11 protein-coding genes and 1 pseudogene are annotated in these 12,624 nt (G+C 40.6%); 9 read left to right on the forward strand and 3 right to left on the reverse strand.

The features are described from left to right. Together radA and CKV69_RS04995 are read right to left on the reverse strand one after the other, a co-directional pair. Complete coding sequence (radA, locus tag CKV69_RS04990) at positions 1-1,380, reverse strand: DNA repair protein RadA (protein ID WP_014326202.1); 1,380 nt, start codon at positions 1,378-1,380, stop codon at positions 1-3. A 3-nt stretch (positions 1,381-1,383) separates the two neighbouring features. Further along, entirely contained in the window at positions 1,384-2,451 is a 1,068-nt protein-coding gene (locus CKV69_RS04995) for a CYTH domain-containing protein (protein WP_014326203.1), read from the reverse strand. Positions 2,452-2,626: 175 nt separating this feature from the next. Between CKV69_RS04995 and CKV69_RS05000 the strand changes: the two genes are divergently transcribed. The 7 genes and pseudogenes from CKV69_RS05000 (at position 2,627) to CKV69_RS05030 (ending at position 9,117) form a co-directional block, all read left to right on the forward strand. Continuing rightward, entirely contained in the window at positions 2,627-3,307 is a 681-nt protein-coding gene (locus tag CKV69_RS05000) for a TIGR00153 family protein (protein ID WP_005721097.1), read from the forward strand. 26 nt (positions 3,308-3,333) lie between these two features. Then, positions 3,334-4,596, forward strand: a complete 1,263-nt coding sequence (locus tag CKV69_RS05005; RefSeq protein WP_014326204.1) for an inorganic phosphate transporter — start codon at positions 3,334-3,336, stop codon at positions 4,594-4,596. A 64-nt stretch (positions 4,597-4,660) separates the two neighbouring features. Continuing rightward, positions 4,661-5,271, forward strand: a pseudogene (locus CKV69_RS05010) (TIGR04211 family SH3 domain-containing protein). A gap of 9 nt (positions 5,272-5,280) precedes the next feature. Further along, the gene (locus CKV69_RS05015; protein WP_014326205.1) at positions 5,281-6,555 is read left to right on the forward strand and encodes a multifunctional CCA addition/repair protein; all 1,275 of its coding nucleotides are present in this window, start codon (positions 5,281-5,283) and stop codon (positions 6,553-6,555) included. Between the two features lie 40 nt (positions 6,556-6,595). Further along, positions 6,596-7,213, forward strand: a complete 618-nt coding sequence (gene lolB, locus CKV69_RS05020) for a lipoprotein insertase outer membrane protein LolB (RefSeq protein ID WP_005753554.1) — start codon at positions 6,596-6,598, stop codon at positions 7,211-7,213. Beyond that, positions 7,213-8,100 (forward strand): 4-(cytidine 5'-diphospho)-2-C-methyl-D-erythritol kinase, encoded by an 888-nt coding sequence (gene ispE / locus CKV69_RS05025; protein ID WP_014326206.1) that lies wholly within the window; start codon positions 7,213-7,215, stop codon positions 8,098-8,100. The genes lolB and ispE overlap by 1 nt, the downstream gene beginning before the upstream one ends. Positions 8,101-8,169: 69 nt before the next feature. Beyond that, positions 8,170-9,117, forward strand: coding sequence for a ribose-phosphate pyrophosphokinase (locus CKV69_RS05030; protein WP_005724296.1), 948 nt, complete (start codon positions 8,170-8,172; stop codon positions 9,115-9,117). Between the two features lie 75 nt (positions 9,118-9,192). Here the strand turns inward: CKV69_RS05030 and mepM are convergent, their stop codons facing one another. Next, positions 9,193-10,788, reverse strand: coding sequence for a murein DD-endopeptidase MepM (gene mepM / locus CKV69_RS05035; protein WP_459560974.1), 1,596 nt, complete (start codon positions 10,786-10,788; stop codon positions 9,193-9,195). Between the two features lie 192 nt (positions 10,789-10,980). Between mepM and znuC the strand changes: the two genes are divergently transcribed. Together znuC and znuB are read left to right on the forward strand one after the other, a co-directional pair. After that, positions 10,981-11,772 (forward strand): zinc ABC transporter ATP-binding protein ZnuC, encoded by a 792-nt coding sequence (gene znuC, locus CKV69_RS05040; protein WP_010906540.1) that lies wholly within the window; start codon positions 10,981-10,983, stop codon positions 11,770-11,772. Between the two features lie 8 nt (positions 11,773-11,780). Then, the gene (gene znuB, locus CKV69_RS05045; RefSeq protein WP_005724066.1) at positions 11,781-12,566 is read left to right on the forward strand and encodes a zinc ABC transporter permease subunit ZnuB; all 786 of its coding nucleotides are present in this window, start codon (positions 11,781-11,783) and stop codon (positions 12,564-12,566) included. The last annotated feature ends 58 nt before the right edge of the window (positions 12,567-12,624 follow it).

Genomic DNA, 12,624 nt, shown 5'->3' on the forward strand with positions numbered 1-12,624 from the left:
TTAGAAATTCTCTAAAATTGCCAAGGCATCCGACAATTTCTTAACGGTGAAAACATCCATATTCGGCACCGCACTTTTCGGTCTATTTGCGAAAGGTACAATTGCGCGCTTAAAGCCATGTTTCGCTGCCTCACCAATACGCTCTTGCCCACTTGGCACTGGGCGAATTTCTCCCGCTAACCCCACTTCACCAAAAACCACTAAATCTTGTGGCAATGGGCGGTTACGGAAACTGGAAATTAATGCCAATAACAATGCTAAATCTGCACTGGTTTCCGTGACCTTAACACCGCCCACTACGTTAACAAACACATCTTGATCCGACATTTGTAAGCCACCATGACGATGTAATACCGCTAATAACAAGGCTAAACGGTTTTGTTCTAACCCTACAGCAACACGACGCGGATTTGCTAACATAGAATGGTCAACTAACGCCTGAATTTCAACTAATAAAGGGCGTGTTCCTTCCCAAATCACCATCACTGAACTCCCTGGCGTTTGCTCTTCACCCCGGCTCAAAAAAATGGCTGATGGATTTTTCACTTCACGCAACCCTTGTTCTGTCATGCCAAACACACCGAGTTCATTCACAGCACCAAAACGATTTTTATGGCTACGTAGAGTACGATAACGAGAATCCGCCTCTCCTTCGAGCAAAATTGAACAGTCGATACAATGCTCAAGGACTTTAGGACCCGCTAAGGTTCCGTCTTTCGTCACATGTCCCACCATAATAATCGCTACTTGGCGGGTTTTCGCATAACGCGTTAAAAAAGAGGCACATTCACGTACTTGTGCCACACTCCCTGGCGAAGACTGAATATCCGCTAAATGCATTACTTGAATGGAGTCAATCACGATGATTTGCGGTTTTAATTGATCCGCTAGCTGACAAATTTGTTCAACTGACGTTTCAGACAGCATGTTTAATTTATCTGTAGGTAAGCCTAATCGTTTTGCACGCATGGCCACCTGTTGCAAAGATTCCTCCCCTGTCACATAAAGCGCGGTCATATTTTGAGCTAAACCACACATCACTTGTAACAATAAGGTACTTTTGCCTGCGCCCGGATGACCACCAATTAAAATTGCACTGCCCGGTACTACACCGCCCCCTAAAACGCGATCCAACTCGTGAAAACCACTGGAAAAACGCGGTGTTTCCTGTAATGAAATCTCAGCAAGGGTTTGGATCTTCGCGCACGTTTCACCAGCATAGCCACTAAAACGATCGCCTTTTGCGCTATTGCTAGATGACACTAAACGCACTTCACTAATCGTATTCCAAGCTTTACATGCCGCACATTGTCCCTGCCAACGAGAAAACTCTGCGCCACAATCATTACACACATATGCTGTTTTAGGTGCCTTAGCCATAAATTAATTACTCAACGTTAAAAAAGTTAAATGGATCATACGTTTCACATAATGACCTGTTTGCAACAAGCCCAGTAATTTGTCTAACACAAGGCGATTATCCTGACTTTCACTATGCAAACGAATCAATTCACGTACTTGTTGTAATAAACTGTGATGACTGTCTAACAAGTCCAGTAAATATGTTTGTTCACACGCATTCTCCTCGCCGACCTGTTGATTTAACGCGCTGTCTAACAACGTTGCCTGTTCAACATAATAGTGATAGAGATTAAAGAACGCGCCAATCCGCTCTACTGTACGCAAGAAATCTGCAGCAAAATAGTCTGCTCCAATTGCAAAGGTTTCTTCAATTAAGTCTTGTTCTAAGCGAAATAATGCTCTCAATTTAGCCAAGGCACTTGTCGTGTTTTGTGTAAATTGTAGAAACTCGCGCCACTTCTCTAACCAGTTCGTTACTGTCATGGAAGTCAGATTTGCTAAAAGATAACCTCTTTTTGCTTTTGACGCTGAACTTAAACGGAGCTCGTTTTCTAATGTAAGCGTTTGGACAAAACGAAGTAAATCAATAGGAAGACCCGACTTTAATTCAAATTCAACTTCACAAATCGGTGTCTGTTTTTCTCCCGCGACAATTTTACCTTGATCAAACGCCACTTCAATATGAGTTCCGTTACCACATTCGATTAACCAACTCTCACGTTCAAAGTCTGTACTAAATACAGGCTTTAATTCCCATTGTGCATAATTCGGCAATGTTAAAGCATATTTTTCAACTAATAACGATATGTTTGGCTGCGCATCAGGCAAAGTCACATTATATTCAGGGCGGATATGCAAACCGCCGTGAACCTCACCATCCGTTTTTAATGTGAGCGTGTATTGTTGATTTTCTTGCCGTACACGTAGCCCCATTTTGTGTTTTGCTAAGACACGATCCGCGGTATCGTAATAAGTATTTGCCAAAAAGATTGTGTTATGCGCAAGAATACGAAAATTCGTTAATTCTTGATGTAATAAATCAGCAAACTTGGGCGTCACAGCTAATTTTAACTCGACTTCATTCCCCATAATAAAATTCCTTTTATTTCAATAAATTATATAAAACGGAAAAAACAGTAATGTGATTTTACGCGGGCATTATCCAATAAATACTGAACTTTTTCGATTAAAATCGTGAATTTTTAGCTAACATCATGTAATATTCGCCTGAAAAATTAGATCAATCTCTATTGGGAGTCACCTTATGGCACTGAATAATATCCTTGGATTATTTGCACATTCGCCGTTAAAACCCTTACAAAAACATTCAGAGAAAGTGACTGAGTGTTGTAATTTACTTATTCCGTTCTTTGAACATACCTTCCACGGTGAGTGGGATAAAGCGGAAGAACTCCGCGCGAAAATCTCAGAATGCGAGCGTCAAGCTGATACGTTAAAACGTGAAATCCGTTTGAAACTGCCACGAGGTTTATTTATGCCAATTGATCGTACAGATTTATTGGAATTAGTCACACAACAAGACAAATTAGCTAATTTTGCAAAAGATATTTCAGGTCGTATGATTGGTCGTCATTTTGCCATTCCTGAAAGTATGCAACCGGAATTTGAAAAATATGTCAAACGCAGCTTAGATGCCATTATCCAAGCCCATCGCGTAATTGATGAAATGGAGCAACTACTCGAAACCGGTTTTAAAGGGCGCGAATTAGATCTTGTCAATCGCATGATCAATGAATTAGATGCGATTGAAGATGATACGGATCAAATGCAAATCAAGTTAAGAAAAATGTTACTTGGTTTAGAGTCTCGTTATAATCCAATTGATGTCATGTTCTTGTATAAAACGCTGGAATGGGTTGGGGTCTTAGCGGATCAAGCTCAACGCGTAGGATCACGAATTGAGTTAATGTTAGCTCGTTCATAACCCATCGGTTTTAAGGAAGAACAAAAATGGAACTACTTAATCAATATGGTACTTTGCTCGTTTTTATTACGGCTGCATTTGGTTTTTTCATGGCCTTTGGTATTGGTGCGAATGATGTATCAAATGCAATGGGCACCTCTGTTGGCTCAGGTACTATTACTGCCAAGCAAGCCATTATTATTGCAATGATTTTTGAATCCGCCGGGGCTTATTTGGCGGGCGGTGAAGTGACCGAAACCATTAAAAGCGGCATCATTGATCCCATGAAATTTGTGGACACACCAGATATTTTAGTCTTAGGGATGATGGCGGCGCTATTTGCTTCTGGATTATGGTTATTAATTGCTTCACGCATGGGTTGGCCTGTATCTACTACGCATTCGATTGTCGGTGCGGTGGTTGGCTTTGCTTGCGTCACCGTGGGTAAAGAGGCTGTAGAATGGAGCACAATTAAAAACATTGTCGGCAGTTGGTTTATCACACCGGTTATTGCGGGCATTGTCGCTTACGGTATTTTTGCCAGCACGCAAAAATTGATTTTCGATACTGATGAACCCTTAAAAAATGCACAAAAATATGGTCCTTACTACATGGGGATCACCGCTTTTATTCTATGTATTGTGACATTAACGAAAGGGCTAAAACACATTGGTTTACATTTAAATGGCTTTGAAGTCTTTCTGATTTCATTAGTGATTGGCATTATTTCTATCGTGGTGTGCTATTTTTATTTCAGAAGCCCAAATTTCATCCAAAAAGTACAACGTGGTACCTTTGGTGGTGTTGAGAAAGTATTCAGTATTCTAATGCTTCTGACAGCTTGTGCTATGGCATTCGCACATGGTTCTAATGATGTCGCTAATGCGATTGGTCCACTTTCTGCGGTCGTTTCGATTGTAGAACATGGTGGGCAAATTTTGCCAAAAACACAATTGGCTTGGTGGATCTTACCACTTGGTGCAATCGGTATTGTGATGGGCTTAGTCGTATTGGGTTATAAAGTGATGGCAACCATTGGAACAGGCATCACGGATCTCACGCCGAGTCGTGGTTTTGCGGCGCAATTTGCGACAGCCATCACCGTTGTTGTGGCGTCAGGTACTGGTTTGCCAATTTCAACCACGCAAACATTGGTAGGCGCCGTATTAGGTGTCGGTTTTGCACGTGGTATTGCTGCACTCAACCTGAATGTGATCCGCAATATTATTGCTTCTTGGATCGTCACCTTACCTGCAGGTGCATTTTTTGCCATTATCATTTATTATGTACTTAGCTTTATTTTCCACTAATATGTTATAAAGTGTGGTGCCTAAGCCACACTTTTCATTTTGTTTTACTATAGGATATTGTTTTATGCAAAAAATCGCTAAAGTCTTACTCTCTTGTCTTTTTCTTAGTGTATCCATGCAAGTTGCCTACGCAGAAACCAGATATGTCACAGAAAACTTAAGCACATTTTTGCGTAAAGGCGCAGGCGAACAATATAAAATTGCGGGCGCTATCCGAGCAGGCGAAGCGGTCACGGTTTTAGATCAAAAAGACCGTTATACCTTAATCCGTGATAGCAAAATCGTGATGCTTGGATCTTAACCAGTGAGTTAACTTCTACTCCAAGTAGTAAAGAAGAAAATCCTAAGTTAAAGACTCAGATCCAAGAATTGACCATGAAACTGAACCGCTTAGATAGTGACTGGCAACAACGTACTAGTGAAATGCAGCGTCGTGCTAACCAAGCGGAGCAACAAAGCAGTCAATTACTTGAACAAAACTCTCAGCTAAAACGTGAGTTAGAAATCACCAAAAATAAAAACCGTGATCTTGAAGCAATGCTAGATGCGGGTAAACGTGAAATTGCGATCCAATGGTTTATCTATGGTGGCTCTGTTCTTGGTGTGGGTTTATTGTTAGGTTTGTTAATCCCATTCATTCTACCAAAACGCCGTCGCAATAATGGTTGGGCATAACGATCAACGATGAACAACAAGATAAAAATCTATTTAGTTGGAGGTGCTGTGCGAGATCAGCTCCTCAATCTTGTTGTGAAAGATCGTGATTGGGTCGTAGTTGGTGCAACGCCAGATGATTTACTATCACAAGGCTATCAACAAGTCGGCAAAGACTTTCCTGTTTTTCTGCATCCCCAAACAAAAGAAGAATATGCTCTCGCTAGAACAGAACGTAAAGCGGGTAGCGGCTATACTGGCTTCATTTGTGATTTTTCACCTACAATTTCTTTGGAACAAGATTTAAGTCGACGTGATTTAACTATCAATGCGCTCGCTCAAGATCTTGACGGAAAAATCTATGATTTTTATGGTGGTCTTACGGATTTAAAACAACGTCTTTTACGCCACGTTTCCCCCGCCTTTGCAGAAGATCCGCTACGCGTATTACGTGTGGCACGTTTTGCTGCTCGCTACCATACTCTTGGCTTCACTATTGCATCTGAAACCTGCGAATTGATGCAACAGTTATCACAAAGTGGTGAGCTGTCAAACCTAACCGCAGAACGTGTCTGGTTAGAAACAGAAAAAGCCTTATTAGAACCGCATCCTGAAGTGTATTTCCAAACGCTACAAGAGGTGGGCGCATTACAAGTACTGTTTCCTGAATTAGCTGCATTACAGGGCGTCCCCAATCCCGCGAAATACCATCCAGAAATAGATACGTTTGTGCATACTATGCTGGTCCTACAACAAGCAGTCTTGTTGACAGAAAACACGGACAGTGACAAAAGTGCGGTACGTTTTGCTGCAATTTGTCATGATTTAGGAAAAGCCTTAACACCAAAAGAAATATTGCCACATCATTATGGACATGAAAAAGCTGGTGTCATGCCGACAAGACGCTTATGTCAGCGCTTTAAATTACCTCACGCAATTCAAGATTTTGCAGAACTTTGTTGTGAATATCATTCGCACATACACAAAGCCTTTGAATTACGTGCGGAGACAATATTGAAATTATTCAATCGTCTAGATGTCTGGCGTAAGCCGGAACGTTTTAAAGCACTTTTGTTAGTCTGTATTGCAGACACGCGTGGTAGGACCGGATTTGAACAAGTTGACTATCCACAACGTGAATTTCTCTGGCAACTTTATCAAAGTGCTCTGCAGGTCAACGTGCAAGACATCATCCAACAAGGTTTCCAGCAGCAAGCCATTCGTGATGAACTCAATCGCCGTCGTATAATCGCGATTAAACAGACACGCGCGGAAATCCTCCCGCGCTTTACTAATCCGTGTTAAGCTCGTAAAATAATCACAATTTTGAGTACTTTTATTGGTTATGAAAAAACAACATTTTCTTTTGCCTATCATTGCAAGTTTCTTTTTATTTGCTTGTACCCTGGATACAGAACGTCCAACGGATGTGAAATATATCAGTCACACCGATCCCACGTGGCAACAACATTTATCTCAACTTAAGAAGATTCGCGATTACACTAACCAAGGTCAGTTAGGTTATATCAGTCAGAAAGAACGATTTTCTACTCGTTTTGACTGGCAATACCAAAATCCAACCAACTACCGTCTAACCTTGTCTTCCACACTGAGCCCAACAACCCTATCTATTGAAGTACGTCATAATGTTATGCACCTGTCTGATAATAAAGGACCTCTCCGCTCAGCACAGGATGCCAAGCGGTTACTGAAAGAGATTGTTGGGATGGATTTACCGCTTGACCAATTCGCCCTTTGGTTAAAAGGACAGCCTGATGAGAGTCGGGAATATCGAGTCGCTGAAAATCACTTACTCGCCCACTTTAGCTATCCTATCGATAATCAACAATGGACAGCGGATTACTTAAGCTATCATCAACTTCCACTTCCTTTACCGAAGGATATTTTGTTGAAGACAGAAGGGCAAACTTTAAAGATTCGTATCGATAACTGGACTTATTAATGCAACATTATCATTTTTCTCACTCACTTTTAGCACAACAAGAAAAACCATATCGTTTCCCTTGTCCGGCTAAACTTAACTTATTTCTCTACATTAATGGGAAACGTCAAGATGGTTATCACGAACTACAAACCCTTTTTCAATTTGTTGATTTTGGTGATTGGTTAGATATTGAGGTTCGCGAAGATAACGAAATCTGCCTAACGCCAGAACTCCCCTCACTAAAAAATGAAGATAATTTAGTCTATCGCGCAGCAAAATTACTGCAACAAAAAACCAATTGTGCTTTAGGCGCCAATCTGACACTTGATAAGATTCTACCGATGGGAAGTGGGCTCGGGGGAGGCTCGTCTAATGCGGCAACAGCATTAGTCGCATTAAATTACCTGTGGAATACGCAACTCAGCACAAAACAACTTGCTAAACTAGGATTAATGCTCGGTGCAGACGTACCAATTTTTGTCCATGGTCACGCGGCATTTGCTGAAGGAGTAGGTGAAAAAATTACTTATTGTGAGCCAAAAGAGAAATGGTATGTGGTTTTAAAGCCAAATGTGTCTATATCAACCGCGACCGTCTTTTCTGATCCAGATTTAATTCGTAATACCCCTAAGCAATCTCTGGAGCAACTCCTCAATCAAAAATATACAAACGATTGTGAAAAAGTTGTGTTAAATCATTATCCAGAGGTTGAAGAAATACTCCACAGATTGTTACAATATGCGCCATCAAGATTAACAGGCACCGGCGCTTGTGTATTTGCCGAATTTAATGACGAAGAAAGTGCACAACTCGCATTTCAAACAATACCCAAAAACTATTTTGGTTTTGTCGCACAAGGATTAAATAAATCACCTTTACATAATATGCTAGCGAAAATCAGCTAGCTCGATAATAACGAATTTACTCAACCATTTTTATTTCTTTACAATCTAAACCTCGAGGTTCAATTAACAATGCCTGATATAAAACTCTTTACTGGTAATGCAACACCAGAACTAGCAAAACGAATTTCTGAACGTTTATATCTCTCATTAGGTGATGCGACTGTTGGTCGTTTCAGTGATGGAGAAATTCAAGTTCAGATCAACGAAAACGTACGTGGTAGTGATGTGTTCATTATTCAATCTACTTGTGCCCCAACAAACGATAACCTAATGGAGTTGATTGTCATGGTTGATGCGTTACGTCGAGCATCTGCTGGTCGTATTACCGCGGTAATTCCTTATTTTGGTTATGCACGCCAAGATCGTCGTGTCCGCTCTGCTCGTGTACCGATTACAGCAAAAGTCGTGGCAGACTTCCTTTCTAGTGTAGGTGTCGATCGCGTGTTAACTTGTGATTTACACGCGGAACAAATCCAAGGTTTTTTTGATGTGCCTGTTGATAACGTCTTTGGTTCACCTGTATTAGTGCATGATATGTTAAAGAAAATCGACATGCAAAATCCGATTGTCGTTTCACCAGATATTGGAGGCGTCGTACGTGCCCGCGCTATCGCAAAATTACTGAATGATACCGATATGGCAATTATTGATAAACGTCGTCCACGTGCCAATGTAGCACAAGTCATGCATATTATCGGGGATGTTGCAGGTCGTGATTGTATTCTTGTGGATGATATGATTGATACTGGTGGGACATTATGTAAAGCGGCTGAAGCCTTAAAAGAACGCGGGGCTAAACGTGTTTTTGCCTATGCGACTCACGCAGTATTCTCTGGCTCGGCTGCGAAAAATCTTGCCAGTGATGCATTAGATGAGGTGGTAGTAACAGACACGATCCCCCTTTCACCAGAAATTAAAGCATTAAACAAAGTCCGCGTATTAACCCTTTCAGGTATGTTGGCTGAAGCTATTCGTCGTATCAGTAACGAAGAATCAATTTCTGCAATGTTCACCTAGTCAAATGACAAAAAAAGTGCGGTTAAAAATATTGAATTTTTAACCGCACTTTTTTATCTCGATAAGCGTCGTCTTTTATAGTCTGAGCTGCCGCTCAATTTCTTTCGCTTTCACTAAGAATTGTTTACGCTCAGCAGTTCCCATACCACTACTTGTTCCCGGTAATTTCACAGTCAATGGATTAACCGCGCGACCATTAATATGAAATTCATAATGTAAATGCGGTCCTGTCGAACGCCCTGTATTTCCCGAAAGAGCAATACGTTGACCACGTTTAACATTTTGCCCTGCTTTGACTAGAGCACGGCTTAAGTGCATATAAACGGTTTGATATTCACGCCCATGTCGTACCACAATATAACGTCCTGCGCCATTTGCTTGATACGCGACTTTTTCCACAATACCATCCGCCGGTGCAATGACCGGTGTACCAACGGGCATAGCAAAATCCACGCCTTTATGTGGTGCAATACGCCCAGTCACAGGGTGGCGTCGATAGGGATTAAAATGAGAAGAAACGCGAGCCTGACGTTGTAAAGGATAACGAGCAAAACCTTTGCCTAGCGTTTCGCCTTGGCGATTATAATAACGCCCATTACTCGCTTGAATCGCATAATAACTTTTGCCAGCTGAAATAATATGGATTCCATCCACATTACCTTGTCCCGTCAGCTTCCCTTCAATATATTCACGTGTCACTAATACCGCAAATTTATCGCCTTTTTTTAGCCGTTTTAAATTAATTTGCCATTGTAATGCATTCGCAAGTTGATTAATTTGGCGGATATCTAAACCTAATGTTCTTAATGCGGTATTAAAAAAACCGTCAATTCTGCCTTTTAACACCTCTTTTTTCCAAACACTTTGTTTCTTTAAAATTTCACGCTGATATTGACCATCTGCTGTTTTTTCGTAGATTTTTTCTTCTCTCTCTGAAACCAACCAATTAAGGTATTCGAGTTCGCCTTGGTTATCTAAGATCCAATAAAATTGCTGACCCGGCTTTAAGTTTTTAAATTCAGGATAGGCTTTAATTAAGCGCTCGCTTACACTGGCATCTAAGCCAGACAACTCTAAAACATCTTTTAAGGAATCCCCTTTTACCACCGTGTGGCTGAACTGATTTTTAATCCGCATTGCCTGATCCATAACATCAAACAAATCACTCAGCGCATGACGAACAGGTTCAGGAAAGGCTGCCAATTCATCTAGCATATCGGGTTTGATTTCATCAACCTCATCATCTTTTGCTTCTAAATCATCATAAAAAGACGTTGCATCTAGTGTATTTTCTGCGGGTTTTGCTGTCGTTTCTTGTGACGATGCATCTACTTGAGTGTCACTGTTTTTTTCATCCATACTGACAGCGGAAGACTCAGTATGATGTTCTGTTATCGCTTGCTTTTCTACTGATTCCGCGGATGAGGGAGGAGAAAGGGTGCTATCCGCTTGTACCGAAGAAGGCGATTCTACCGTGGCTGTAGATAAGGCAGGTTGCTTTTCAATTTGAGTTTCTGTTTGTGTTTGGCTATCTGCACTTGAATCTTGCCCTTCTTCTTTTTTTCCCAACGATACAACGAGAACGATGAATAAAATAATGCTAAAAAAAATTGCGATCTTAATCTGCAATTTTCTTCTTCGTCTATCTCTTGCTAATTTAACGTGCCGCACGCTTCTATTCCTTTGTTTCTCAATTCGTTTAATTATGACCAAGCAAACAATAAAAAATTCAACGGAATGTTAAAAAAGGCATATGAATGCCCAAATTGTATTCATCGTACTTATTTTCATTGGATAAACTTGTTAAACGAATCAAAATAAGCTATTTTTACTGCAACTTTAAGCCGTCAAGTCTAGCAAATAATGCACATTCATTCTATAAAATTACCCTTAGTTGAATTAAAAAACATCAATGTTGTTTTTGAACAGAAAAAAGCATTACAAAATATCAATTTAACCCTTTATCCCAATTCGATCATTACGATTGTCGGTCCTAATGGTGGCGGAAAATCAACCTTATTAAAGGTATTACTCAAATTGCTTCCCCCTACTTCGGGACAAGTTATTTACCATAAAAACTTACGTATTGGTTACGTGCCGCAAAAAATTCACTTAGATCATAGTCTGCCGATTACTGTTGAACGCTTTTTATCACTCAAAAAAGGGATTTCTCGCCAAGCTATCCAAGACGCTTTGTCATTATTGTCAATTAGTCACTTACATAAAAATAGCCTACAAAAATTATCTGGTGGAGAGATGCAACGGGTACTCTTAGCCCGCGCTATCTTGAATAAACCAAATTTATTGGTATTAGATGAACCAACGCAAGGCGTCGATATCAATGGGCAAGCAGAACTTTATCAGTTAATTCAACAAACACAGCAACAATTAAATTGTGCCATTCTCATGGTTTCTCACGATCTCAATATTGTGATGGCAGATACCAATGAAGTGCTCTGTATTAATCAACATATTTGCTGTGCGGGAACACCAGAAACGGTTTCAAATGATCCCACGTTTATTCATTTCTTTGGTGACCAATTTGCCAAAAATGTCGCACTATATACCCATAAACACAACCATAAACATGACATACATGGCGATATTTGCTGTACGTCAGATTTCCAATCTCAACAATGTACTCATAAAGAATAGGATAAATCATGTTTGAAATTCTTTTTCCCGCTTGGCTGACCGGTATGTTGCTTTCCCTGATTACAGCACCACTCGGTGCTTTTGTGGTCTGGCGAAAAATGGCTTACTTTGGTGATACACTTGCTCATTCCGCATTACTTGGAGTGGCATTGGGAATTTTCCTAGATATCAACCCTTACCTTTCGATTGTGCTGCTGACGTTAATCCTCGCCATCCTCATGGTATGGCTAGAAGGGAAAACACAATTTTCGGTGGATACATTACTTGGCATCATTGCGCACAGTTGTTTATCGCTGGGTGTGGTCACCGTTGGCTTATTGCAAAATGTCCGCGTGGATTTAATGGCTTATCTTTTTGGCGATCTATTAGCCATGAACTATGAGGATTTAGTGGTGATTGGTATAGGTGTTGTATTTGTGCTGGTGACATTATTGTATTTCTGGCATCCGCTCCTTTCGACCACAGTCAGTCCAGAACTTGCACAAGTTGAAGGGGTAAATGTGCAGAAAATGCGTTTTATTTTAATGATCTTAACCGCACTGACGATTGCACTTAGTATGAAATTTGTTGGTGCCTTAATTATCACCTCACTCCTGATTATTCCTTCCGCCACGGCAAGGCGGTTTGCCAAAACCCCAGAGAGTATGGTGTTCATTGCAATTCTTATAAGTATGCTTTCAATTAGTTTGGGCTTATTACTTTCCGCTTACTACGATACCGCAGCAGGTCCTTCTGTGGTCATCTGCGCTAGTTTGTTATTCTTGTTGTCATTAATGAAAAAAGAACATAATTAAACCGCTAAAGAGCGGTCCCATTTACACTTTTTTCACGAACATGAAAAAGCGAACCAAA

The sequence above is a fragment of the Pasteurella multocida genome (assembly GCF_900187275.1).
Lineage (GTDB): Bacteria > Pseudomonadota > Gammaproteobacteria > Enterobacterales > Pasteurellaceae > Pasteurella > Pasteurella multocida.